This is a genomic window from Streptomyces sp. CB02056, from assembly GCF_001905545.1.
GTDB lineage: Bacteria > Actinomycetota > Actinomycetes > Streptomycetales > Streptomycetaceae > Kitasatospora.
Genome location: NZ_LIPD01000013.1, coordinates 55,498 through 80,607, shown reverse-complemented (window position 1 = coordinate 80,607; position 25,110 = coordinate 55,498). Strand labels below are relative to the sequence as shown.

The 25,110-nt window shown below is 73.6% G+C and carries 17 protein-coding genes, 1 tRNA gene, 1 other RNA gene, 1 pseudogene and 1 riboswitch; of the genes and pseudogenes, 3 read left to right on the top strand and 17 right to left on the bottom strand.

Annotation, left to right across the window (positions count from 1 at the left end; translation table 11 throughout):
* Positions 1-125: 125 nt before the first annotated feature.
* From AMK13_RS30885 to AMK13_RS30875, 3 genes are read right to left on the bottom strand one after another with little or no spacing between them, the layout of a single operon-like run.
* Positions 126-2,738 (bottom strand): rhomboid family intramembrane serine protease, encoded by a 2,613-nt coding sequence (locus tag AMK13_RS30885; RefSeq protein WP_143204677.1) that lies wholly within the window; start codon positions 2,736-2,738, stop codon positions 126-128.
* Positions 2,705-4,030, bottom strand: a complete 1,326-nt coding sequence (locus AMK13_RS30880; protein WP_074005028.1) for an alpha/beta hydrolase — start codon at positions 4,028-4,030, stop codon at positions 2,705-2,707. Before AMK13_RS30880 ends, AMK13_RS30885 begins: the two co-directional genes overlap by 34 nt.
* Positions 4,027-4,668, bottom strand: a complete 642-nt coding sequence (locus AMK13_RS30875) for a class F sortase (RefSeq protein ID WP_049656930.1) — start codon at positions 4,666-4,668, stop codon at positions 4,027-4,029. The genes AMK13_RS30880 and AMK13_RS30875 overlap by 4 nt, the downstream gene beginning before the upstream one ends.
* A 405-nt stretch (positions 4,669-5,073) precedes the next feature.
* On the opposite strand from AMK13_RS30875, the gene AMK13_RS30870 reads away from it, so the two are divergent.
* Positions 5,074-6,363 (top strand): hypothetical protein, encoded by a 1,290-nt coding sequence (locus AMK13_RS30870; RefSeq protein ID WP_198959474.1) that lies wholly within the window; start codon positions 5,074-5,076, stop codon positions 6,361-6,363.
* A 3-nt stretch (positions 6,364-6,366) separates the two neighbouring features.
* Here AMK13_RS30870 and AMK13_RS30865 read toward each other — a convergent pair whose 3' ends face one another.
* On the bottom strand, positions 6,367-7,806 hold the full coding sequence (locus AMK13_RS30865; RefSeq protein WP_074005027.1) for an MFS transporter: 1,440 nt from the start codon (positions 7,804-7,806) through the stop codon (positions 6,367-6,369).
* Positions 7,807-7,900: 94 nt separating this feature from the next.
* A complete protein-coding gene (locus AMK13_RS30860; RefSeq protein ID WP_049656934.1) occupies positions 7,901-8,215 on the bottom strand; it encodes a DMT family transporter in 315 nt (104 codons plus the stop codon).
* Positions 8,216-8,259: 44 nt separating this feature from the next.
* Positions 8,260-8,325, bottom strand: a riboswitch (guanidine-III (ykkC-III) riboswitch).
* A gap of 84 nt (positions 8,326-8,409) precedes the next feature.
* Here AMK13_RS30860 and AMK13_RS30855 point away from each other — a divergent pair.
* Positions 8,410-8,481 (top strand) — tRNA-Cys (locus AMK13_RS30855).
* A gap of 96 nt (positions 8,482-8,577) precedes the next feature.
* Here AMK13_RS30855 and AMK13_RS30850 read toward each other — a convergent pair.
* From AMK13_RS30850 to AMK13_RS30825, 6 genes and pseudogenes are all read right to left on the bottom strand, one after another.
* Positions 8,578-10,905, bottom strand: a complete 2,328-nt coding sequence (locus AMK13_RS30850; protein ID WP_079272634.1) for a xanthine dehydrogenase family protein molybdopterin-binding subunit — start codon at positions 10,903-10,905, stop codon at positions 8,578-8,580.
* 868 nt (positions 10,906-11,773) lie between these two features.
* Positions 11,774-12,230 (bottom strand): annotated as a pseudogene (locus AMK13_RS42380) ((2Fe-2S)-binding protein); the annotation flags it as partial.
* 71 nt (positions 12,231-12,301) lie between these two features.
* On the bottom strand, positions 12,302-13,168 hold the full coding sequence (locus tag AMK13_RS42375) for an FAD binding domain-containing protein (RefSeq protein WP_049659370.1): 867 nt from the start codon (positions 13,166-13,168) through the stop codon (positions 12,302-12,304).
* A gap of 357 nt (positions 13,169-13,525) precedes the next feature.
* Positions 13,526-15,136 carry a beta-N-acetylhexosaminidase gene (locus AMK13_RS30835; RefSeq protein ID WP_074005025.1) on the bottom strand — a complete coding sequence of 537 codons (1,611 nt, stop codon included), beginning with the start codon at positions 15,134-15,136 and terminating at the stop codon, positions 13,526-13,528.
* A 91-nt stretch (positions 15,137-15,227) separates the two neighbouring features.
* Positions 15,228-15,506 (bottom strand): DUF3039 domain-containing protein, encoded by a 279-nt coding sequence (locus AMK13_RS30830; protein WP_049653451.1) that lies wholly within the window; start codon positions 15,504-15,506, stop codon positions 15,228-15,230.
* A 63-nt stretch (positions 15,507-15,569) separates the two neighbouring features.
* Positions 15,570-16,154 (bottom strand): YqgE/AlgH family protein, encoded by a 585-nt coding sequence (locus tag AMK13_RS30825; RefSeq protein WP_049653449.1) that lies wholly within the window; start codon positions 16,152-16,154, stop codon positions 15,570-15,572.
* Between the two features lie 300 nt (positions 16,155-16,454).
* Between AMK13_RS30825 and murA the strand changes: the two genes are divergently transcribed.
* Positions 16,455-17,795: a UDP-N-acetylglucosamine 1-carboxyvinyltransferase gene (murA, locus tag AMK13_RS30820; RefSeq protein ID WP_049653446.1), complete on the top strand. Its 1,341-nt coding sequence runs from the start codon at positions 16,455-16,457 to the stop codon at positions 17,793-17,795.
* A gap of 75 nt (positions 17,796-17,870) precedes the next feature.
* Here murA and AMK13_RS30815 read toward each other — a convergent pair whose 3' ends face one another.
* The 6 genes from AMK13_RS30815 to AMK13_RS30790 form a co-directional block, all read right to left on the bottom strand.
* Positions 17,871-18,155: an HU family DNA-binding protein gene (locus AMK13_RS30815; RefSeq protein ID WP_030242980.1), complete on the bottom strand. Its 285-nt coding sequence runs from the start codon at positions 18,153-18,155 to the stop codon at positions 17,871-17,873.
* A 508-nt stretch (positions 18,156-18,663) separates the two neighbouring features.
* Positions 18,664-20,136 (bottom strand): NAD-dependent malic enzyme, encoded by a 1,473-nt coding sequence (locus AMK13_RS30810; RefSeq protein WP_049653443.1) that lies wholly within the window; start codon positions 20,134-20,136, stop codon positions 18,664-18,666.
* Between the two features lie 351 nt (positions 20,137-20,487).
* Positions 20,488-22,791, bottom strand: coding sequence for a HelD family protein (locus tag AMK13_RS30805; RefSeq protein WP_049653441.1), 2,304 nt, complete (start codon positions 22,789-22,791; stop codon positions 20,488-20,490).
* 150 nt (positions 22,792-22,941) lie between these two features.
* Positions 22,942-23,323: a transfer-messenger RNA gene (gene ssrA / locus AMK13_RS30800) on the bottom strand.
* Between the two features lie 86 nt (positions 23,324-23,409).
* Positions 23,410-23,886, bottom strand: a complete 477-nt coding sequence (gene smpB / locus AMK13_RS30795) for an SsrA-binding protein SmpB (protein WP_049653438.1) — start codon at positions 23,884-23,886, stop codon at positions 23,410-23,412.
* A 44-nt stretch (positions 23,887-23,930) separates the two neighbouring features.
* Positions 23,931-25,067, bottom strand: a complete 1,137-nt coding sequence (locus AMK13_RS30790) for a S41 family peptidase (RefSeq protein WP_074005024.1) — start codon at positions 25,065-25,067, stop codon at positions 23,931-23,933.
* Between the last annotated feature and the right edge of the window lie 43 nt (positions 25,068-25,110).

The window sequence follows — 25,110 nt, the reverse complement described above, 5'->3', positions numbered from 1 at the left end:
AGCGCCCCCGTGCTTCCGGGCCGTGACGCGCCCGCCCGCGTGGTGAACCGTCCGTCCGCGTCCGTCGCGCGGCGACCCGGGTCCGGGGCCCGGGAAGCCCGTACGGTCGCGCCCCCAGGGGCGGGTCAGCCCGAGAGCTTGCGCATCAGCCGGACGCCCTGGGCCGCCGTCAGGTGCGGCAGGTACGCCTTGCCGATCGCCCTGGTGATGCCGGGCAGTGCGGCCGGGTCGGGGTACGCCATGTACATCGGCCGGTACTCCGGCTGGAACTTCGCCTTGAACGCCAGCAGCGAGCGGAAGCCGTACACCGGCTCCAGCACCTTGCCCATCCAGTCCAGCATCCGCTGCAGGCCGGTGGGCTCCTCGTCCTGCCCGGTCCGGGCCAGCGGCGCGCCCGACAGCGACAGGAAGCGCGCGCCCTCCTCCTTGAAGCCGAGCGCCGCCGAGGCGATCAGGAACTCGCTGACGCCGCGGAAGCCGTCCGAGCGCCGGCGCATGAAGTCCAGCGTCCAGCCGACCGGCACGCCGTTCTCGTACACCGGCATCCAGCTGGTCAGCCCGTGCACCACCCGCTGCTCGTCCACCGCGATCAGCACCCGCACGTCCGGGTCGTCCAGCTCCTCCAGCCCGCCGAGCGTGAAGCCCATCTCCGGCAGGCCCTTCTCGGAGACCCACTCCTCGGAGATCGCCCGAATCTGCTCCCGCAGCGCGAGCGGCGCCTCGTGGTACGCCCACCACTCCGCGGAGATGCCCTGCTTGCCGGCCTTGTTGAGGGCGGTGCGGATGTCCTGCCACTTGCGGCCGGTGAAGGCCAGCTCGGGCAGCGGCACCACGGTGTCCTCGGCGACCTGCACCGAGCGCCAGCCGAGCTGCGCGGTGGCGGCCCTGGTCTCGCCGCAGACGCTGTAGAAGCACGGCGTCCAGCCGCGCGCGTCGCAGTACCGGGCGAAGCCGGCCACCGCCCGGGCCCGGTCCTCCGGCGCGCCGAACGGGTCGCCGGTGGTCAGCGCGACGGTGCCCACCACCCGGTAGGCGACGGCCGCCCGGCCGCCCTCGTCGAACCAGTAGTGGTTGCCGTCCCAGGTGGCGATGAACGAGAGCGTCCCGCCGCCGTGCTCGGCCAGCAGCGCCCGCGCGCGGGCGGCCGCCGCCGCGTCGGTGTGCAGCACCGGCCGGCGGAAGACCGACAGCAGCACGGCCAGCGCGACCGCCCAGAACGCCAGCCCGCAGTACGTCTCCAGGAAGCGCGCCACCGGCCCGACCGCGATCGGGTAGTCCGGCAGCAGGTCGTTGTACGCGGGCGGCAGGAACTGGGCGGGCAGCCCGGCGACCAGCCGGCGGGCGGAGGCCCCCGGCTCGAACTCCCCGGCCACCAGCCGCCCGACCCCCACGTAGGTGGCCGCGGAGGCGAGCGCCGCGCCGCCGAGCACCAGGGCCAGCCGGCGCACCGAGCGGCCGGACAGCCGCAGCAGGAACCGCTTGCGGGTGGCCACCAGCAGCCCGGTGGTCAGCAGCGGCAGCAGCAGCGCCTCGACGAAGTACTGCACCACGTCCCGGCTGACCGGCCCGGCGTCCAGGTAGAGCCAGCACAGCAGCGCCGCCCAGAGCAGCTCGGTGGCCACGGTGACCAGCCAGGCGAACCGCAGCCCCCGGCGCAGCCCCTCGGCGAGCACCAGCAGCAGCGCCGGGATCAGCGCGGCCATCATCCGGCCCGGGGTGTCGAAGATCCGGACGACGGCGTGCGCCCGGGCGCAGTCGTGCGCCGACTGCGCGCAGAAGTCGGCCACCTCGTCCGGGCTGAGCCGGTGCGAGAAGTACAGCTCGGAGAAGGTGTTGAACGGCCCGCTGGCGTTGTCGTACAGCGAGGCCAGCAGCGGCCCGAAGGCGGCCGCGACCAGGCAGAGCGCCACCAGCACCCGGGTCTCCGAGTGCGAGGAGCGGTGCGTGCGCAGGTGCGGGCGGCCCCGGCTGACCAGCGCGCCCAGGCCGAGCCCGGCCAGCGCGGCGGCGCACCGCTGGACGCTCTGCAGGTGGCCCACGTACAGCGTCATCACCAGCGGGACGAGCAGCACCAGCAGGTGCAGCCGGCGGCGCCAGAGCACGGTGAGCCGGTACCCGAGGACCCCGGCCAGCGCGAACACGCCGACGCCGGGGCCGACCGAGATCTGGTCGGCCACCGAGGCGGTCCACTGCTCCCCCGCCGAGGAGCCGAAGGCGACCAGCCCGGTGCCCAGCAGGGTGCCGACCACCTGCCCGCCGACCAGCACCGCGAGGGTGCGCAGCCGCCCGAGCCGGTGCTCGGCGGCCGGGCCGACCAGGAGCAGCAGCAGGCTGGTGAACACGTACGAGCCGCGGCCCGAGCACCAGAACATCGAGGTGACCGGCGTCCACCAGTGGCCCTCGGCCAGCGTGGACAGGCCGATGCCGGCCCGCTCCAGCAGCCGGTCCGACGGGCCGTGGCCCAGGCTGCGGGTGGCCGCGCCGAGCAGCCAGAGCCCGGCCAGCAGGGCCAGCGTCAGCGGCGCCGAGCGCAGCCTGGCGCCGAGCACCCCGGCCGCCCGCCGGACCTTCTGCGGGCGCGGCTCCGGCGTCCGGGTGACCGGCGCCCGGTCGGCCCGGTCGGTGCCGCGCTCGGCCGAGCGCTCCGCGTCCGGCCCCGGCCCGCGCTGCTCGCCGACGGTGGCCAGCGCCGTCCCCGCCCCGGTCACCGGGTCAGCCCGGTCTGCTGGGCGAGCCACGGGAGCTGCTGGGCGATGCCGGGCCGGAAGACGACCCAGCCGTGGCCACCCGGCATCAGTTCGAACTTGGACTTCATTCCGGCCGCCTGCGCGGCCTGGTAGACCTTCTCCATCTGCGGTCTGAACTCCTCGTCGGTCTCGCCGACGACCAACGCGACGTTGGTGTCCGGGAACTTCTTGCGGGCCATCACCTGGAGCGGATCGACCGCGTCGAACTTCTTCTCGTCACCACCGAAGGCGGCCTTGACGGTCTGTTCCCGACTGCCCAGGGTCGGTTCCTCCTGCCCGGACATGTCGAGGACGGTGCCGTACACGTCGGAGGCGTTGACGCCGAGCTGGAGGGCGCAGGTTCCACCCATCGAGGCGCCCCCGATCGCCCAGGACTTCCGGCCGGCCGCCGTCTGGAGGTGCTGGTGCACCCACTCGGGGACGTCCACCGCCAGGTAGGTCTGGGTCTTGGCGATCTTGGAGTCGAGGCAGAGCGTGTTGGCCCAGGTGGAGCCGAGCTGGTCGGGCATCACCACGATCGGCGCGAGGCCGCCGTGGTCCGCGGCGTAGGCGTCCAGCGCCTCGTTGATCTGCGCGGAGAGCACCCAGTCCCCCGGGACGCCGGGCTGACCGGTGATCATCACGATCACCGGGAGCAGCGGCCGCGGGGTGGCCTGGTAGGCGGGCGGGAGGTAGACGTACGCGTCGCGGGCCTTGAAGCCCGACTTGGTGCCGGGGATCGGCACCACCGACACGGTGCCCTTCTCGGGCAGGTCCGCCGGGGGCTGCCAGACCTCCTCCAGCGTCTTGCCCGGCGGGGCGGCCACGGTCTGGCCCGCCTTGTCGGCGACCAGCCCGTCGGTCTTGGTCAGCCACGGCGCGAGCATCACGCGCCCGCTCGGGAACTGGCCGAAGCCGATGTTCACCTCGGAGGAGGCCATCAGCACCACCAGGCCGCACAGGCCCAGCGCGAGCCCCCGCCGCCGCCAGGTGAGCCGGCGCAGCCGGTAGCCGGCCAGGCAGAGCCCGGTCAGGGCGATGGCTATCCACCAGGTGACGTACTTGGGCGTGCCCTCCGGGAAGGGGTGCCACCAGCCGTCGACCACGACGTCCAGCAGCCAGCTGAGCGCCGCGGCGGTGATCAGGGCGGCGGGCAGGCGGACCCGCCACCAGCTCCGGCCGCGGCCGACGGCGAGCGCGATCAGCGCCGCCCAGCCGGCCGCCAGCACGGCGTGCGGGATCAGGCCCTCGGTGAGCGGCCAGTCGATCGGGTTCCAGCGGGAGGCAAGGGTCAGCGTGCTCATGCGGCTTTGCCCGGCGGGGTGGTGTCGGCCAGGAAGCCGTAGGCGACGACGTTGCCGTCGTAGCCGTGCTCCTCGCTGTACGAGCCGCCGCAGGTGATCACCCGCAGCTGCGCGTCAGTGGCCTGACGGTAGACCCGATCGTCCGGGAAGTCCTTTCGGTCGTGCACTTCGATGGCGTAGAGCTGGTAGACGGCGGTGGCGCCGTCCGCCCGGGCGATCTCGATCCGGTCCCCCCGACGGAGCGCGCCCAGATGATAGAAGACCGCGGGGCCGGTCTTGTTGTCGACGTGTCCCGCCAGGATCGCGGTACCGCGCTGGCCGGGGCTGGCCCCGCCCCGGTACCAGCCCGCCAGGTTGCGGTCCGCCTCGGGCGGGGTCTGCAGGTGGCCGTCCGCGTCCAGTCCGAGCGCGGTGACCGGGGCGTCCAGGCGCACCGCCGGGATGCGGATCCGGGTCGGCGCGGACGGGCCCAGCGGAGGGACGACCGAGACCGGCGTGATCCCGGCCTGGGCCTGGCCGGCCCCCGGTGCGGGCGGCAGCGACGGGCCTCCGTCGTGCACGAGCCAGGCACCGAGCACCAGCGCGGCACCCGCCGCCAGGGTGCCCGGCCAGGGCCCCCTGCTCTGCTGGACGCCCACGGGCGCTCCCCTCTGCCGACGGAACCCCGCTTCCTGGGAGTTTCCTGGGAAACAATTCAACCGGAACGGACTGTAAGGCACGTCCATACGACGGTCGTACCGGCACCCGCCGATCGGCAGGGCTGACGCCCTCTTTCGTGCGCCCCGTGGGCACCCGGTCGCGGAGCGCGACGGCCGCCCCCCGCATACGATCGCCGCAGGAACACTCCCGACACGAGCTACCGACGGTTCTACGGACCCGATCGGTTGCGGCGTTCGGGCGATCGCTCCGGACGACGCGCTGCGCCTCTCCGACCGGCCCCGCCCCCGTGCCATGCTGACCCGGCCACGGGTTGTATCACCCACTTGTCCGACCGGACTCCGCACTCCCGCACGCCGCCCCACCGCCCCACGAACGGAGTGACCATGGAAGCCCTCTCACGCCGCACCCTGCTGGCGGCGGGCGCCGCCACCGCCGCCACCCTGGCGGCCGGCTGCGGCAGCGACCACGCCACCGGCGGAGTGCGGGTGCCCGGAGCCGTCGTCCCGGCCACCGGCGCGGCCGACGAGCGGGGCGACACCCCCGCCCCGGCCCCGGCCCCCAAGCCGCAGGCCGTCCTGATCGGCGACGGCTCCACCTCGGACACCGGCGCCCAGCCGCACCAGCCGGTCCCCGACCGGCTGCAGCCCGGCCAGCGCCCGCCGCAGTTCGTGGTCTTCTCCTGGGACGGCGCCGGCGAGCTCGACAACGGCCTGTTCGCCCGCTTCCGCCGGCTGGCGCAGGAGCACGACGCGAAGATGACCTTCTTCCTCAGCGGCCTCTACCTGCTGCCGGAGTCCAAGAAGGACCTCTACCGCCCGCCGCAGCACAGGGCCGGCGCCTCCGACATCGGCTACCTGAGCGACCAGCACATCCGCGACACCCTGGAGAACGTGCACGCGGCCTGGCTGGAGGGCCACGAGATCGGGACCCACTTCAACGGCCACTTCTGCGGCTCCACCGGCGTCGGCAAGTGGTCCCCCGAGGAGTGGGACAGCGAGATCCAGCAGGCGATGGACTTCGTGACGAACTGGCGCACCAACACCGGCTTCACCGACCTGCCGGCGCTGCCCTTCGACTACCGCAAGGAGCTGATCGGCAGCCGCACCCCCTGTCTGGAGGGCCAGCGCAACCTGCTGCCCACCGCGGTCAAGCGCGGCTGGCGCTACGACAGCAGCGGCAACGGCACCCAGGTGTGGCCGCAGAAGATCCAGGGCGGCGCCCTGTGGGACCTCCCGCTGCAGTCCATCCCGTTCCCCGGGCACACCTTCCAGGTGCTCTCGATGGACTACAACATCATGTACAACCAGTGCGGCCCCAACACCAAGGCCGACCCGGCGCTCCACCCCGGCTTCCAGACCCAGGCCCGCGACGCCTACCTGATGGGCTTCGACCGCACCTACAACGGCAACCGGGCGCCGTACGTCATCGGCAACCACTTCGAGGAGTGGAACGGCGGCATCTACATGAACGCCGTCGAGGACGTCCTCCGGACCATCGCGGGCAAGCCGGAGGTCCGGCTGGTCTCCTTCCGGCAGCTGGTCGACTGGCTGGACGCCCAGGACCCGGCGGTGCTGCGCAAGCTCCAGACCCTCGCCCCGGGCCAGGCGCCGGCCGGCGGCTGGGAGGCCTTCCTCGGCGCCCCGGCGGGGGCCGGAGCCCCCGCCGGGTCCTGACCGTCAGGCCTTCGCCCGCACCCGGCCGGCCAGCAGCGCGCCGAGCAGCGCCACCCCGGCCATCGACAGCAGGATCACCGCGAAGGCGCCGGGCGAGCCGGCCGCCCCGCCGCCCTCGTGGGCGGCGGCGAGCGAGCCGCCGCCCAGCGCCGCGAACAGCACCCCGGCCATCCCGGTCAGCAGCACGTTGCCCAGCGCGTCGCTCATCTGCAGGGCGGCCGAGTTGGCCCCGGCGTCCTCCGGCGTGGAGAGCTTCATCATCAGCACGCTGACGCTCGCGATCGCCATCCCCATCCCGATGCCGCCGACGCCCCAGGCCACCGACGCGACCCAGGCCGGCACCGCCGGGAACAGCACCAGCGCGGCGCCCCCGATCGCCACCGCGGTCAGCACCAGGCCGCCCCGGATCATCGCCTCGCGGTAGCGCTCCGCCCCGGGCCGGCCCTGGAGCCAGGAGCCGACCGCCCAGGTGAGGCCGCCGCTGGTCAGGGTCAGGCCGGCCAGCGTCGGCGAGAGGTCCCGCTGGGTGGTCATCATCAGCGGGACGAAGGCCTCGGCGCCGAGGAACGCCCCGGCCGCCATCCCGCGCAGCAGGATCACCGCCGGCAGCCCCCGCCCGGCCCGCAGGGTCCCGGTCGGCAGCAGCCCCAGGACGGCCGGCACCAGCAGCGCCGCCCCGGCGATCCCCGGGAGCAGCCCGATCAGGTCGCGCCGCTGGCCCGCGTACTGCAGCAGGCCGGCGCCGACCGCCGCCATCGCGGCCAGCAGGGTGCGACGGCGGTCGAAGGCCGCGCCCCGGACCACCGGGCGCTCCCGCTCCGAGCGGGCCAGCGCCGGGCCCATCACGGCCAGCGGCAGCAGGATCAGCGCCGGCACGGCCAGGAACACCCAGCGCCAGCCCAGGTGCTGGGTGACGGCCCCGGAGACCAGCGGGCCGATGATCGAGGGCAGCACCCAGGCGGAGGAGAAGGCCGCGAACACCGCGGGCCGCAGCCGCTCCGGGTAGGCCCGGCCGACGACCACGTACAGCGCGACGATCACCAGCCCGCCGCCCAGGCCCTGGATCGCCCGGCCGGCCACGAACACCCACATCCCGGGCGCCGTCCCGGCCACCACCAGCCCCACGCCGAACACCGCGATGCCGCTGAACAGCGGCCTCAGCGGGCCGCTCCGGTCGCACCACTGGCCGGAGACGACCAGGGCGAACAGGGTGGTGGTGAAGTAGCCGGAGAAGGCGAAGGCGTACAGCCCGAGCCCGTTCAGCTGGCGGGCCGCGGTCGGCATCGCGGTGTTGACGGCCGTCGCCTCGAAGGCGATCACCAGGACCACCGAGACGATCCCCAGGGTCAGCGCGCGGTAGCGGCCGCCGAGCACCCCGCCACCGGGGTCGTCGTCGAGGGGTATCGGAACAGGGTCGACCGAGGTGGGGGAGGCAGTGGTCATACGTAACATCGTAAGAGCCGTCTGCCCCGATGACCCCTGACCCCGGTCGGTGATCGACTCCGCCCCGGGACCTACGCCGCGGGCCCGCCGGGGCTCAGTGCAGCACCTTGAGGCCCACCACGCCAGAGACGATCAGCAGCAGGCAGCCGATCCTGGCCATGGTCACCGCGTCCCCCAGGACGGCCATGCCGTAGACCGCGGTGCCGACCGCGCCGATGCCGACCCAGACCGCGTAACCGGTGCCGATCGGAATGGTGCGCATCGCGTACGCCAGCCCGCCCATGCTGAACAGCAGGGCCACGCCGAAGACGAGGCTGGGAACGAGGCGGGTGAAGCCCTTGGACGATTCCAGGGCGACCGCCCAGACGGTTTCGAGGAAACCCGAGAGGATCAGAACGAGCCAGGCCATGACGGTGGTGCCTCCGCAGTCCACAGCGGCCGGATTGCCGCTGAACTGCGCCGTCTTGTCGTCACCGGGTACGACGCGCTCGTCCGGGGTGGCGGAAATGCCGCCACCGGTCTCCGACGGTAGCACACACTGCCATACAGAATTTACAAAGGAGCGTTGACCGCTCTCCCCGGATCGGCCACTATGAATTCACTGGCCGTGTGCCCGAGTGGCTTAGGGAACCGTCTGCAAAGCGGTACACGCGGGTTCGATCCCCGCCATGGCCTCGTGGAGAAAGGAATTGCCGGTCGACCCGGAAAAGTCGGCCGGCAATTCCTTTCCGCTGTTTGCACCGCTTTCCGTCGCCTTTCCGAACCGTCCGGTCAGGCGGTGACGGCGTCCTCCGCCCGGATCGGCAGCCGGCCGACCGGCAGGCCGGTGGCGGCGCGCACGGCCGCGGCGACGGCCGCCGGGGCGACCACCGCGGGGACGGCGCCGACCGCCTTCGCGCCGAACGGGGCCACCACGTCGCGCTCCTCCAGCAGCGCGGCGATCCGCACCTCCGGGGTGTCCAGCGCGGTGGGCAGCCGGTAGCCCGTGAGCGAGGGGTTCTGCAGCACCCCGCCCTCCGTCCGCAGGTCCTCCAGCAGCGCCAGACCGACGCCCTGGGCCACCCCCGCCTCGATCCGGTCCTCGATCTGGCGCGGGTTCAGCGCCCGGCCGACGTCCTGGGCGACGGTCATCTCGACCACCCGGACGGCGCCCAGCTCGATGTCCACGTCCACCACCGCGCGCATCGCGCAGAACGAGATAGAGACGAAGGCGTCGCCCTGCCCGGACTCGTCCAGCGGCTCGGTGGGGTGCGGGCGGCACTGCGCGGTCGCCCACAGCTCCTTGCCCTCCAGCGCCTCGGCGACCGGCATGCCGAGCACCCCGTCGTACGAGGTGATCTTGCCGTCGGCGATCTGGAGCAGCTCCGCCGACATCCCGAAGTTCGCCGCGATCGGCTGCAGCAGCTGGTGGCGGACCATCAGCGCGGCCCGCTCGACGGCGCCGCCGGAGACCCAGGTGTGCCGGCCGCGGGCGGACGGCCCGGCGATCGACTGGTCGCTGTCGGCCGGCGCGATGTAGACCTCGCTGACGCCCAGCACGGTCTGCACGATCTGCCGGGCCAGCGTGGCGAAGCCCTGCCCGGCGTCGACCGCCGCGCAGATCACCGTCGCGTGGTCGCCGCTGACCCGCACCGTCGCGGTGGAGACCTCGTCCTCGCCCTCGGCGCCCAGCATGTGCACCATGCCGACGGCGTAGCCGATGCCGCGCCGCACCGCCGCCGGGTCGCCCGCGCCGCCGGGCCCGCCGGGCAGCAGCCACTCGGCGTCCGGGTCGTCCACCGGCAGGGCCGGCAGCGGCTCGGCCGCGACCGCGTCCAGCAGGGCGCGCACCGGCGCCGGGCAGGTGACGGCCTGTCCGGTGGGCAGCGGGTCGCCGGTGGACATCGCGTTGCGGCGGCGGATCTCCACCGGGTCCACGCCGATCCGGGCGGCCAGCTGGTCCAGCTGGGACTCGTACGCGAAGCAGGCCTGCAGGGCGCCCTCGCCGCGCATCCGGCCGGCCGGCGGGTTGTTGGTGCGCACCGCCCAGGCGTCCACGAAGACGTTCGGGCAGACGTACGGACCGGCCGAGAAGGCCGTCGCGGCGGCCAGCGCCTCGGCGGAGACGTCCGCGTAGGCGCCGCCGTCCAGCAGGATCTGCGCCTCGACCTTCACCAGCGTGCCCTCGGCGTCGGCGTGGTGGCGGTAGCGCAGCAGCGCGGGGTGGCGCGAGGTGTGGGTGTGGAAGGACTCCTCGCGGGTGAGCGTCATCTTCACCGGGCGGCCGGTGCGCAGCGCCAGCAGGGCCAGGGTGACCTGGAACGAGAGGTCCTCGCGGTCGGTGGTGGCGCCGGGCACACCGGTGGCCACCAGCCGGACCCGGTCCGGCTCCAGGCCGAGGCAGGCGGCGGTGCGGTCGCGGTCACCGTGCGGGTCGGTGGAGGACAGGTGCAGTTCGACGCCGCCGTCCGGGCGCGGCACGGCCAGCCCGGCCTCGGCGCCCAGCGGGGCCGGGTCCTGCCGGCCGACCTGGTAGAGGCCCTCGACGATGATCTCGCCGACCGCGTCCGGGTCGCCGGTGCGCAGCGGCAGGTGGCGGAACAGGTTGCCGTCCGGGTGCAGCGGCGGCGCGGTGAAGGACTGCTCCGGGTCGGTGACGGCCTCCAGCGGCTCGTAGTCGACCGCGATCAGGCCGACCGCCAGCCGGGCGGTGTCCGGGTGGTCGGCGGCCACCGCGGCGATCGGCTCGCCGTGGTGGCGCACCACGCCGGCGGCCAGCACCGGCCGGTCGGAGACGATCGGCCCGGCCGGGGCGCCGTCGGGGGTGCCGTCCGGGCCGGGCGGCAGGTCGGCGGCGGTGACCACGGCGTGCACCCCGGGCAGCGCCAGCGCGGCCGAGGTGTCGATGCCGCGGATCCGGGCGTGCGGGTGCGGCGAGCGCAGCACCGCGCCCCACAGCAGGCCCTCGGCCCAGAGGTCGGCCGCGTACGGGTAGATGCCGAGCGCCTTCGGCAGCGCGTCGCCGCGCAGCGGGGAGCTGCCCAGGCCGATCGGCTCCGGTGCGCCGCCCTCGCCGCCGTCCTGCTGGAGTGCTGCGCCGATGTCGGTAGGCGACGTCATGATGCGTGGTCGTCCTCGGGGAGCCGGATGCCGTGGGCGGGGGTGGCCCCGTACGGGACACCGGCCGGGGCGCCGCCCTCGGCCGGGGCACCGTGCGGGTGCGGAGCGGGGTACGGGGTGCCGTGCGGCGGCGTGCCGTCGTAAACGGTGCCGGGCAGCGGGGTGCCGTGCGCGGGCGTGCCGTGCGGCGGCGTGCCGTCGTAGCCGGTGCCGGGCAGCGGGGTGCCGTGCGCGGGCGTGCCGTGCGGCGGCGTGCCGTCGTAGCCGGCGCCGGGCAGCGGGGTGCCGTGCGCCGGGGTGGGCTCGTAGACCGGGGCGTCGTACCCGGTGTCGTAGCCGTTCTGCTGCTGGTGGCCGTCCGGGTAGGGCAGGTAGGTGCCGTGCGCGGGGGTGGCCTGGTAGGGCTGCTCGGGGTAGCCCTGCGGCGGGTAGTACACCTGCTCGTCGGCGGCCTGGGCGGGGATGGCGTCCCGGATCGGGGCCAGCACGGTGGTGTCGTACACGCCGGTGTCGTAGCCGCCCTGGGGGTCGCCGTACGGCACTCCGGCCGGGGCCGGCCCGACGCCCGGCTGCCCGACGGCGTGCTGCGGGACGGCGTGCTGCTCGACGGGCTGCTGCGGGACGGGCTGCTGCGGGACGGGCTGCTGCTCGACGGCCTGCTGCGGGACGTGCTCGATCCAGTCCCCGGCGTCGGCGTAGACCGGCGGCTCGACGGCCTGCCCGGGCTCGATCGGCGCCTCCGCCGGCCGTGCGGCGGGCGGCTCGGCGACCGGCTCGGCGACCGGCTCGGCCGGCGCCTCGGCGGCGGCCTGCGCGGCGGCGGCCTCGGCGGCCTCCTCCGCCTGCTCGGCCTCCAGCGCGCGGGCGTCCGCGACGGTCTGGACGGCGGCCAGCACGCCCCGGTAGCCGGTGCAGCGGCAGAGGTTGCCGCACAGGGCCTGACGGGCCTCCACCTCGGTGGGCCGGTGGTTGCGTTGGAGCAGGTCGTGCACCGCCATCGCCATGCCGGGGGTGCAGTAGCCGCACTGGACGGCGCCGGAGGCGGCCAGCGCCTGCTGGACGGCGCTCGCACCGCCGGCGGCCGACAGGCCCTCGACGGTGTTGATCTCGCTGTCGGCGGCCAGCGCGGCGGGCACCAGGCAGCCGGCCACCAGCTGGCCGTCCACCTGCACCGAGCAGGCCCCGCACTCGCCCTGCTCGCAGCCGTCCTTGGCGCCGGCCAGGCCGAGCCGCTCGCGCAGCACGTAGAGCAGGCTCTCGCCGATCCAGGCGTCGGTGACGGGCCGTTCGAAACCGTTGACCCGCAGCGTGTACGAGGCGCACGGGCGCAGCTCGCGGCTGACCTGCGGGGAGAGGCCGAGCGGGTCGGCGTCGAGGGTCTCGATGGGGTCTGTGGTCACTTCAGCACCCTTCCCAGCGCCCGTCGGGCCAGCACCGATACGGTACGCCGCAGCCGAACGGCGGCCGCTGTCGGCCCCTCGGTCACGGCCTCCCAGGCGCCCTCGGCGCCGTAGTCGTCGGGGACGCAGGCGGCGGCCACGTACTCGCCGAAGGCGGCGGTCGCGGCCGGGTCGATCTCCCGGCTGCCGTCCCAGTCGATGCAGCCGGCGACCCAGGCCTCGGCCTCCAGCGGGCGCAGCGGCACCGGCGCGACGGCCCCGACGGCGCAGCGCACCGAGCGCCTGGCCGGGTCGAGGACGAGGGCGACGGAGGCGGTGGCGCGGGCCGGGCCGCTGCGGCCGGTGGCCTTGAGGAAGACCTGCGGGGCGTGCAGCAGCGGGACGCGCACCCAGGTGAGCAGTTCGCCGGGGCGCACCGGGTCGAGTCCGGTGAGCAGGTGACTGACCGGCACCTCGCGGGTGCCCCCGGCCCGGGTCAGGGTGACGCCGGCCTCCAGCGCGGTGAGCACCGGGAGGGTGTCGCCGGCCGGGGCGGCGGTGACGATGTTCCCGCCGAGGGTGCCGACGTTGCGGACCTGCGGCGGGCCGGCGGTGCGGGCGGCGTCGGCGAGCGCGGGGATGAGCGCGGCGAAGTCGGGGCGGTCCATCCGGGCGTGGGTGAGTCCGGCGCCGAGGACGGCGGTGCCGCCGTCCTCGTAGCGCCAGCCCCGCAGTTCGGTGATCCGGCCGAGGCCGACCAGGGCGGCGGGGCGCAAGCGGCCGGCGTTGACGGCCTCCATCAGGTCGGTGGCTCCGGCCACCGGTACCGCGGCCGGAGCGGCGGCCAGCGCGTCGACGGCCTCGTCGAGGGAGGCCGGCAGCATGATCGTCCGGTTCACCTGGGTCCCACCGTGCTCCACTTGCTCATCGATCGCCTGCCGCCCGCCGGCCTGCGGCCGTGCCGTCCTGCGTCAGCAGCCCGGCCTGGCCCGTAGGGTACGGGCGATCGGGCCGGGTTGGGCAACTCTGGCACACAATGCTCGATGATCATTTCGGGGCCGGTGAACGGGGCTGCCCGATTGGGACCGATACCGGGCGGTATCTGCCCCGACCCGCTCCGGGCCAGGGCAGATGTTCATCAGTTCTTGACGTCCGATGACCGCTCAGAAGTTCCCGGTCAGCACGACCGGGGCGTGTCACGGGGGTCCCGGCGGCCCCGGAAAGGGCCCCCGGGACACGCCCTAACGGACCGGCGGCGGGCCCTCGATCGGCCGGCCGGCCGGCGCGGGCCAGCGCTGCCACGGGTGCGGCCCGTCGGCCGGGCGGTACTCGACGCCGAGCGCGTCCAGCGCCTTCAGGTGGGTCGTCAGCCGCCGCTCGAAACCGGCGAAGTCCCGCTCGGCCGGCTCGGCGGGCAGCGCGGACCAGGCGACCTCGGCGAAGGCGACCAGCCGGGGGAAGGCCCGGTAGTCGATGTCCCGGGCGCTGTCCATGAACTCGCTCCACAGGTTGGCCTGGGTGCCGATCACGTGCCGGGCGGCGGCCTCGTCCAGCTGCTTCGGGACGGGCTCGAACCGGTAGACGTCCTCCAGCGTGCGCACGAAGCCGACCGGGATCGGCTCGTCCGGCCCGTCCGCCTGCCGGTGGTCGAAGTAGACGTGCTGCTCGGGGCACATCACCACGTCGTGCCCGGCCTTCGCGGCGGCGATCCCGCCGCCGAAGCCGCGCCAGGAGGAGACCGCGGCGCCGGGCGCGAGCCCGCCCTCCAGGATCTCGTCCCAGCCGATCAGCCGGCGGCCGCGCTCGGCCAGCCAGCGGTCGAAGTGCCGGATCAGGTGGCTCTGCAGTTCGTCCTCGTTGGCCAGGCCCAGCTCGCGGATCCGCGCCTGCGCGGCGGCGCTGTCCTTCCACTGCTCCTTGGGGCACTCGTCGCCGCCGAGGTGGACGAACTCGGACGGGAAGAGCTCCAGGACCTCCTCCAGCACGCCCTCGAAGAAGCGCAGGGTCTCCTCGGAGGCGTTGAGCACGTTGTGGCTCACCCCCCAGTCGGTCCACACCCCGAGCGCGGCGGTGTCCACCACGTCGGTGTTGCCCAGTTCGGGGTAGGCCGCGACGGCGGCCTGGGTGTGGCCGGGCAGGTCGATCTCCGGGACGACGGTGATCCCGCGGGCGGCCGCGTAGGCGACGATCTCGCGCAGGTCGTCCTGGGTGTAGAAGCCGCCGTGCGGGCGGTCGTCGCGGCGCTGTCCGGCCCGGTACCCGACCATCGAGCGGTCCCGCCAGGAACCGCGCGCGGTCAGCCTCGGGTAGCGCTTGATCTCGACCCGCCACCCCTGGTCGTCGGTCAGGTGCAGGTGCAGCACGTTGAGCTTGTGCGCGGCCAGCAGGTCGACGAAGCGCAGCACGTCCGCCTTGGGCAGGAAGTGCCGGGCGACGTCGAGCAGCGCGCCGCGCCAGCCGAACCGGGGGGCGTCCTCGATGTCGGCGCCGGGCAGCACCCAGCCCTCGTGGCGCAGCGGCGAGCGGCGGTAGGCGTCCGGCCCGAGCAGCTGCCGCAGGGTCTGCGCGCCCCACAGCGCGCCGGCCGGGCCGCCCGCGGCGAGCAGGGCGTGGCCGGGGCGCACCGTGATCCGGTACGCCTCGGCGGCGAGCGTCCCGTCCTGGACCAGCTCGATGCCCGCGCCTGGCCGGCCCGGGCCGAGCGGCAGCCCGGTGGCGGCGGACAGCGTGGCCCGCAGCCAGCGCTCGGCGTCGGCCAGCGCGGGGGGTGCGGTCAGCGTGGTGGCGGCGTCGAGCGGATAGTCCTCGTCCGGGCGGCGGGCGGCACTCGAAGGTGCGGGAATGAGGTCCATTCCGACATCCTGCCCACGCCCCGGCGATTGGCATAGACCACCAGGGGAACCCTGGTGCTATGCAAAACGGCGTTGTGCGGGGCGCCGCGGACTACTTCTTGTCGCCGTCGCCGCCCTGCGGCTTGCCGATGCCGTCGTAGATCTCCTTGCACATCGGGCAGACCGGGTACTTCTTCGGGTCGCGGCCGGGCACCCACACCTTGCCGCAGAGCGCCACCACGGGGGACCCCGAGAGCGCGCTCTCCATGATCTTGTCCTTCTGGACGTAGTGCGCGAAGCGCTCGTGGTCGCCGTCCCCGTGGGACACCTGCGGGACGGGCTCGACCAGGGTGCCGGTGCCGAGGCCGCGCTCGGGCTCAAGAGTGCTCATGGGTGCCAAGTCTATGGGCGCCTCCGGAAACCCGGCCAGTGTCGCGGCTCCGGGCCGGTCGGCTCAGTTCATCGTCGGGTCGTCCGGGTAGGTCGCCAGCAGGGCGAGCGGGCCGCGCTGGCGGCGCAGCACCGAGCGCCACAGCCGCTCCGGCTCGGGGCTGGAGACGTCCCCCGGCTCGCAGTCCACCAGGTACCAGGCGCCGCTCTCCAGCTCCGCCTCCAGCTGCCCCGGCGACCACCCGGCGTACCCGGCGAAGATCCGCAGGCTGCCCAGTTCGCCGGCCAGCACCTCGGGCGGCGCCTCCAGGTCCACCAGGCCGATCGCGCCGTGCACCCGGCGCCAGCCGAGCGGCTCGCCGGTGCCCGGCTCCCCCGGCGCCACCGCGAGGCCGAGCGCCGAGTCCAGCGCCACCGGGCCGCCCTGGAACACCACGGCCGGCTGTCCGACGAGTCTGTTCCAGCCGTCCAGCACACTGCCCACCTCGACCGGCGTCGGCCGGTTCAGGACCACGCCGAGCGCCCCCTCGACGTCGTGGTCGAGGAGCAGCACCACCGCCCGCGCGAAGTTCGGGTCGGTGAGCAGGGGCGTCGCGACGAGCAGACGGCCGGTGTGGGACCGGCCTCCGTGCGAATGGGCCGCCGTCATGCCCACATGATCCCGCAGAACCGCACCGCTCGGACACCGCAACGCCCGGAAACGGCCACGCCCACGAACACCCGTACGGCCGTACCGGGGGGCGGGCCCGGGCCCGGAGAGAGCACCATCACGGGAGAGGCTCACGGGAACCAACGGCACGCCTACTACCATCTACGTCTGGTGGACGCCTTTATACGGTGCCGACTCGGTTTCGCCGGGGGCCCGAACGCGCCCGTACGACCGGTCCACCACCGGCTCTCTCCCGGAGCCCTCCCCCCGACTCCTCTGGCACCCCGGATTGCGAGAACGATGACCGACGACGTCCTGCTGGTCCACGGCGGAAACCCGCTCGAAGGCGAGATCCGCGTCCGCGGAGCGAAGAACCTGGTGCCCAAGGCCATGGTCGCCGCCCTCCTCGGGCAGGGCCCCAGCAGACTGCGCAACGTCCCGGACATCCGCGACGTCAAGGTGGTCCGCGGCCTGCTGCAGCTGCACGGCGTGACCGTGCGCACCGGTGACGAGGACGGCGAGCTGATCCTCGACCCCTCGCACGTCGAGAGCGCCAACGTCGCGGACATCGACGCGCACGCCGGCTCCTCGCGGATCCCGATCCTGTTCTGCGGCCCGCTGCTGCACCGCCTCGGCCACGCCTTCATCCCCGGCCTGGGCGGCTGCGACATCGGCGGCCGCCCCGTCGACTTCCACTTCGAGGTGCTGCGCCAGTTCGGCGCCAGCATCGAGAAGCACCCGCAGGGCACCTACCTGGTGGCCCCGCAGCGGCTGCGCGGCACCAAGATCGAGCTGCCCTACCCCTCGGTCGGTGCGACCGAGCAGGTGCTGCTCACGGCGGTGCTCGCCGAGGGCGTCACCGAGCTGCGCAACGCGGCCATCGAGCCGGAGATCGTCGACCTGATCTGCGTGCTGCAGAAGATGGGCGCGATCATCACCCTGGGCACCGACCGGACGATCCTGATCACCGGTGTGGACGAGCTGAACGGCTACAACCACCGCGCGCTGCCGGACCGCCTGGAGGCCGCCTCCTGGGCCTGCGCGGCGCTGGCGACCAAGGGCGACATCTACGTCCGCGGCGCCCGCCAGCTGGAGATGATGACCTTCCTGAACACCTTCCGGAAGGTCGGCGGCGCCTTCGAGGTGGACGACGAGGGCATCCGCTTCTGGCACCCGGGCGGCGAGCTCAAGGCGATCGCCCTGGAGACCGACGTGCACCCGGGCTTCCAGACCGACTGGCAGCAGCCGCTGGTGGTCGCGCTGACCCAGGCCACCGGCCTGTCCATCGTCCACGAGACGGTGTACGAGTCGCGGCTCGGCTTCACCGGCGCGCTGAACCAGATGGGCGCGCACATCCAGCTCTACCGCGAGTGCCTGGGCGGCACCCCGTGCCGCTTCGGGGCCCGCAACTTCCTGCACTCCGCGGTCGTCTCCGGCCCGTCCAAGCTGATCGGCTCCGAGCTGGTCATCCCGGACCTGCGCGGCGGCTTCTCGTACCTGATCGCGGCGCTGGCGGCCGAGGGCACCTCGACCGTGCACGGCATCGACCTGATCAACCGCGGCTACGAGAACTTCATGGACAAGCTGCGCGACCTGGGCGCCCACGTCGAGCTGCCCAGCGAGCAGCTGGTCGACGCCTGACGGTCCGAGCACTCAACGGCGAGAGGCCGGGCTCCCCAGTGGGGAGCCCGGCCTCTCGGGCGTTCAAGGGGTGGCTCAGGCAGCGCCCTTGGCGGCTTCCTTCAGCTTGGAGCCGGCGCTCACCTTGGCGCTGTAACCCGCGGCGATCTGGATCGGCTCGCCGGTCTGCGGGTTGCGGGCGGTGCGGGCAGCGCGGTGGGTGCGCTCGAAGGTCAGGAAACCGGGAATGGTGACCTTCTCGTCGCCCTTGGCGACGACCTCGCCGACGATCTCGGCGAAGGCGGCCAGAACGGCGTCGGCGTCCTTGCGGGTCACCTCGGCGCGCTCGGACAGCGCGGCCACCAGCTCACTGCGGTTCATGTGTACTCCTGTGGTCTGTTCGCTTGCGGTGCGCGGGGGCCCATCGGTGCTCCCACCGGGGGGCACCCGGATAGGCCGCAGGTCCGCACACTGTGCTCATGCAGGCAATGCGTGGTCGCAGGCCGGGTCCGTACCCGATGCCGCGCGCCGGAGCCGTCGAAGGCCCGCCCGCCCGCCTGGGTACGAATCCTGCCCCGACCGGCCCCGAGAAAGCCAATCGGGCCCCGGCCGAGCCACCCGAACATCGCCCGCCCGTCGGAGGTGTGACGCTCCGTCGGCTCCGGCGGACCGGACCCGGGCGGCGGTCGGGACGACACGCCGGAAGACCAGGGGGACGTTCCGTACTTGTCGGACACGCCTGCCCCGTGCAGGGCTACGGTACGCCCTACGACTGACAAGCCCAAACACGCCCCTCGCCCTTGTGTCGCAAGGGTTCGGGGCGAGCTGGGCGGGTATGACCGCTATTCGCACATTTGAGCGATCTGCGACACGTCGCCCGAGCCGTCCGTCAGAGCTTGACGGTGGGGAACGCGGCGGTGTCGAGGGTGCCCACGATGCCGGGGGTCGGACGGGCCGGCGCGCGGTCCTCCTGGGCCCCCGCCAGGGCCGCCTCGCGCACCGCGGAGGCGACGGTCTTGGCCACGTCCTTGTGGAACACGCTCGGGATGATGTAGTTCGCGTTCAGCTCGTCGTCGGCCACGGTGGTGGCCAGCGCACGGGCGGCGGCGATCATCATCTCGGTGTTGACGGTGCGGCTCTGGGCGTCCAGCAGGCCGCGGAAGACACCCGGGAAGACCAACACGTTGTTGATCTGGTTCGGGAAGTCGCTGCGGCCGGTGGCGACCACGGCGGCGGTCTGCCGGGCGATGGCCGGGTCGACCTCCGGGTCCGGGTTGGCCAGCGCGAAGACGATCGAGTCCTCGGCCATGGTGGCCAGGTCGTCGCCGTCCAGGACGTTCGGGGCCGAGACGCCGATGAAGACGTCGGCGCCCGCCACGGCCTCCTTGAGGCTGCCGGTGCGGCCCGAGCGGTTGGTGTGCTCGGCGATCCAGCGCAGGTTCTCGTTGAGGTCCCCGCGGCCCAGGTGGACCACGCCGTGCACGTCCGCCACGGTGGCGTGCTCGACGCCGGCCGCCATCAGCAGCTTGAGGATCGCGGTGCCGGCGGCGCCGGCGCCCGACATCACCACGCGGATGTCGCCGATCCGCTTGCCGACCACCTTCAACGCGTTGGTGAGGGCGGCCAGCACCACGATCGCGGTGCCGTGCTGGTCGTCGTGGAAGACCGGGATGTCCAGGGCCTCGCGCAGCCGGGCCTCGATCTCGAAGCAGCGCGGCGCGGAGATGTCCTCCAGGTTGATCCCCGCGAAGCCCGGGGCGATCGCCTTGACGATGGCGACGATCTCGTCGGTGTCCTGGGTGTCCAGGCAGATCGGCCAGGCGTCGATCCCGGCGAAGCGCTTGAACAGGGCCGCCTTGCCCTCCATGACGGGCAGCGCGGCCTCCGGGCCGATGTTGCCCAGGCCCAGCACCGCGGAGCCGTCGGTGACCACGGCGACGCTGTTGCGCTTGATGGTCAGGCGACGGGCATCCTCGGGGTTCTCCGCGATCGCCATGCAGACCCGGGCGACACCCGGGGTGTAGATCATGCTGAGGTCGTCACGGTTGCGGATCGGCAGCTTGGAGGACATCTCGATCTTGCCGCCGAGGTGCATCAGGAAGGTGCGGTCCGAGACCTTGCCGATCGACACGCCGTCGATCGTGCGCAGCTTCTCGACGATCTCCTCGCCGTGCGCGACCGAGGCCGCCGCCACCGTGACGTCGATCCGCAGCGCCTCCAGCCCGGAGGCGGTGACGTCGAGACCGGTCACCGATCCGCCGGAGGACTCCACGGCCGTGGTGATCGCGCTGACGGCGTTGCCCCGGGCCGGGACCTCCAGCCGTACCGTGATCGAGTTGGAGACACTGGGCACCGTCGCCATCGACGCTTCCTTCTTCCGTCTGTCCCGCAGGCTCAACATTTTGTTGAAGGCATCGCCTGCGCATGCTAGACGTCGATCGTCGCACCTTCCAAGGGGTAGCCAGAAATAACGTTCATTGAGTGTGCGGACCCGACAATCCCACCCGATGGCCGTCCGGCTCCCGCCGCTCGCTCCTTGCCTCTCCCGGCCGATGCGTTACATTGGACGGGACACCGGCTCGATCCAAGCCCCCGGGCCCAACCTTCGTCCCTTCGAGGGACCACTTGCCGCGAGGCGAGCATGGCGGGTCGGTGTCGTAAACGTCTGAAGGCCCCTCACCACCCGGTGAGGGGCCTTCTTCCGTAGGGTCCGTCAGCCGTGCAGCAGCGCGGGCACGCCGGCCGCGTCCGGCAGGTCGTCCGGACCGGAGAGCACGGTCAGCCGCTGGGTCGCGCGGGTCAGCGCCACGTACAGCACCCGCAGGCCGGCCTCCGACTCGCCGGCGATGCCGGTCGGGTCGGCCACCACGGTCGCGTCGTACTCCAAGCCCTTGGCCTCCAGGCTGCCCAGCACCACCACGCGCCCGCCCAGGCCCTCGGCCCAGCCGGCCGCCTCGCCCCGGCGGTCCATCGGCACCACGAGCGCCACGGTGCCGTCCACCTCGGCCAGCAGCCGCTCCAGCTCGGCCCGGGCGGCCTTGCCGAAGGCCTCCGGCGCGGGGTCGGTGGTGGCCGCGAAGCGCGGCTCCACGCCGACGTGGCGCACCGCGCTCGGCGACGGGGTGCCCGGCGCGGCCAGCGCCAGCACCTTGGCCGCCACCTCGGCGATCTCGGCCGGGTTGCGGTAGTTCACGGTCAGCGTGAAGCGGCGGCGCGGCTTGCCGGAGAGCACCTCGTCCAGCGCGGCCTGGGCCTCCTGCGGGAACGGCCAGGAGGACTGCGCCGGGTCCCCGACGATCGTCCAGGTGGCCATCCGGGCCCGGCGGCCGATCATCCGCCACTGCATCGGGGTGAGGTCCTGCGCCTCGTCCACGATGATGTGCGCGTACTCCGTGCGCTCGACCGGCTGGCGGTCGCGCTGGCGGGCGCTGCGGTCGGCGAAGGTGGTGACCTCGTCCAGGCCGCTCAGCAGGTCCACCGCGTCCACCTCGCGGACCTTCGGGCGGGCCGGCTCGCCGAGCAGCACCTGGAGCTCGTCGATCAGCGCGACGTCGTGCGCGGACAGCGCGCCCTCGCCCCGCCCGGACAGGTGGCGCCAGGAGGCCGCCAGCAGCCTGGCCTCGTCCGGGGTGACGGCCCGGCGGGCGATCCGGTTGGTGTGCCGGTGCTGGCGCAGCGTGGCGAGCACCCGGCGCGGGGTCAGCGCCGGCCACCAGGCGTCCAGGAAGTCCAGGAACGACGCCTCGTCCGAGACGTACTCGTCGAAGGACTCCTTCTCCTCCTGGCGCTGCTCGCGGGCGTAGTGGTCGGCGGGCTTCGGCAGGTCCCTGGTGGCCTGCTGCCACAGGGCGTCCAGCAGCAGCCTGCGGGCGCGCGGGCGCAGCAGGTTCAGCGGGGTGCCGCCGGAGCCCACCACGTTGCCGCGCACGGCCTTCAGCCGGGAGGCGTCCAGCTTCAGCACCTCGCCCCGGGCGACCACCTTGAGCTCCTGCGGCGCGCCCAGCTCCAGCGCCGCGCGGGCGGCCCGGCGCAGCAGCTGGACCATCCGGGCCGAGCCCTTGACCCGGGCCGCCTCGGGCGTGTCGTAGGTGTCCGCCTCGATGCCGTCCACCAGCGAGCCGACCGCCCGGATGGCGACCTGGCCCTCCTCGCCCAGCGCGGGCAGCACGCCCTCGGTGTACGAGACCAGCAGCGCGGTCGGCGAGACCACCAGGATGCCCCCGGCGTAGCGGCGGCGGTCCTGGTAGAGCAGGTAGGCGGCGCGGTGCAGGGCGACGGCGGTCTTGCCGGTGCCGGGGCCGCCGGTGACCAGGGTGGCGCCCGCGGCGGCGGCGCGGATCACCTCGTCCTGCTCCTTCTGGATGGAGGAGACGATGTCGCGCATCGAGTGGCTGCGGGCGCGGCCCAGCGAGGCCATCAGCGCGCCGTCGCCGACCACCGCCAGCTCCTCGCCGTCCAGGGTCGGGGTGAGGTCGGGGCGCAGCAGGTCGTCCTCGACGCCGATCACCTTGCGGCCCTTGGAGCGGATCACCCGGCGGCGGATCACCCGGCCCGGTTCGACCGGGGTGGCGCGGTAGAAGGGGGCGGCGGCGGGCGCGCGCCAGTCGATCACCAGTGGGCCGTACTCGGCGTCCAGCACGCCCAGTCGGCCGATGTGGAGGGTCTCGGCGACGGCCGGGTCGGCCGGGTCGAGCGGGGTGTTCGACGGGATGCCGTGCTCCTCCGGGGCGTCGGCCCGCTGGAGGTCGATCCGGCCGAACAGGAAGTCCTCGAACTCGTTGTTCAGACGCTGGAGGTGGGCGCCGGCCCGGTAGACCTGGGCGTCGCGTTCGGCGAGCGCGCCGGGGGTGCCGACCTGGACCCGCTTGGCGGCGTCCTCCAGGATGTACTCGGCCTCGGCGAGCTTCTCCTCCAACCGGTGGTAGACGGTGTCGAGGTGCTGCTGCTCACCGGCGATCTCGCGTGCGCGGACGGTCTCGTGGTCGGTGGCGGGGGTGGTGGGCGTGTTGCTCTGCATGGCCTCGGTGGTAGCGGCGGAATCCGGCTCCGGAAAACGAGCGGACGGATGATCCTACGCCGCGACCCCCCGGCCGCGCTGCTCCGGAACGTACAAAAATCGAAGGCCGCCCTCCGCGGAGCGGAGGACGGCCTTCGTGTCAACATGGGGTGGTGGAGATGCCGGGAATCGAACCCGGGTCCAGTGGAGTTAATTCAGGGCTTCTCCGAGCGCAGTCCGCTGTGATTTTCTCGGCCCTGGCGGTCACACGGACAAGCCGCCAACAGGCCCAGCTGCTGTTTGATTTCCCATCCGCCCTCGCAGCCCGGGCGGACGGTTGAGTTCCCTAGATTATGCCAGGGTCCGGGTCGGGAACTCCCCGGTCTGACACCCAAGCGCTATCGGTGCTTATTAGGCAGCGAGAGCGAACTGCTGGGAATCGCGCTTAGAGTTGGCGATTATTTTTTTGCGACACGTGGTTAACGAGATCATTGCCGCGTTCCTCGGCTCGCTTCCCCTGTTTCAACATCCCCTGTCGAAACCGATCATCCCCATGTTTTGTTGAGAAACAGCTCGGACGGTCATCGTCCGTGTTGCTTGCGCCATAGTACGCGAGGCGACGGGCGAGGGTCCAGCGGATTAACCCTGGCGTCGGCGGGCCGCCGCCACCGCACGGGCCGTCTCGCGGGTGTCCTGCTTCTCGCGCAGCGTCTGGCGCTTGTCGTAGAGCTTCTTGCCGACCGCGAGCGCCAGTTCGAGCTTCACCCGGCCGTCCTTGAAGTACAGCGAGAGCGGGACCAGGGTGTGGCCCGCGTCGCGGACCTTGCTCTCGATCTTGTGGATCTCCATCCTGTGCAGCAGCAGCTTGCGCTTGCGCCGGGCCGCGTGGTTGGTCCACGTCCCCTGGGTGTACTCGGGGATGAAGACGTTGTCGATCCACGCCTCGTGGTTCTGGATGTACGCGTAGCCGTCGACCAGGTTGGCCCGCCCCTCGCGCAGCGACTTGACCTCGGTTCCGGTGAGGACGAGGCCGCACTCGTAGGTGTCGAGGATCGTGTACTCGTGTCGCGCCTTCTTGTTCTGCGCGATCAGCTTCTGTCCGGTTTCCTTTGCCATAACGCGGCCATTCTCGCACTTCGAGGCCGGATCGGGCAGCTGCTTTAGGCGCGGGTGCCCAGCCCCGAGAGGACCCGCAGGGCGAGCTCGTCGGCCTCCTCGCCCGAGCCGGCCGGGACGTCGGGGGTGAGGCCGGTGCCGTCCGGGGAGCGGCCCGCCGGGGTGTAGTAGCGGCCGACGGTCAGCTCCAGCACGGCGCCGTCGGCGAGCCGGCTGGGCTGCTGGACGGTGCCCTTGCCGAAGGTCCGCGAGCCCACCACCACGGCGCGGCTGCGGTCCTGGAGGGCTCCGGCCAGCAGTTCGGCGGCGCTCATCGTGCCGCCGTCCACCAGCAGCACCAGCGGGGTGCGCTGGTCGCCGCCGGGCGGGGCGGTCAACTCCCTGGTCTCGCCGCGCTCCTGGTACGAGCCGACCGTTCCGCCGTCCAGGAAGATCCCGGCGGTGCCGGCCGCCTCGTCGACCAACCCGCCCGAGTTGCCGCGCAGATCGAGCACCACGCCGGCGTGCGGGGCGCGCAGCGCGGCGCGCACCTGGTCGGCCACGCCGCTAGTGAAGCCGCGCACGGTCACCCGCAGCACGCCCTTGCCCAGCTGCTCCGCGGTGACCTGCCGGCTGTCCAGCAGCACGCGCCGCAGCCGCAGTTCGCGCTCCTCCCCCTCGCCGCGCCGGACCGCCAGGGTGACCTCGGAGCCGGCCCGGCGCTCCTCGCCCTGGCCGCGCAGCCGCGCGACCACCTCGGTGACCGGCAGGTGGTCGGCCTGGTCCTGGCCGATCCGTACGAGCCGGTCGCCGGGGGCGATGCCGGCCGCGGCGGCCGGGCCGCCGGGCGCGACCTGGGAGACCTCGGTGACGCCGTCCTGGCCGCGGCCGACCGAGAGGCCGACGCCCGGGTACCGGCCGTCCAGGCCCTGGCTGAACTCCGCGTACTCCTGGGCGCTGTAGTACGCGCCCCAGCGGTCGCCGCCGGCCGCCAGCAGGTGCTCGGCCTGCTGCTCGGACAGGGCGGCGCCGGCCGGGTCCGCCGGGAGCCCGCCGGTGGCCCGGGCGGTGTCGGCGGACGGGCTGTGCGGCGGCCCGCCCGGGTCGCCCCAGGCGCCGGTGGCCGCGCCGGCCAGCAGCACGGCGCCGAACACCAGGCTGAGCGCGGCCACCTGGCGGGCCCTGCGCGGAGTTTGCAGCATGGACCGGAGTGTAGACACCGCTCCGAGCGGGACGAACCGGAAC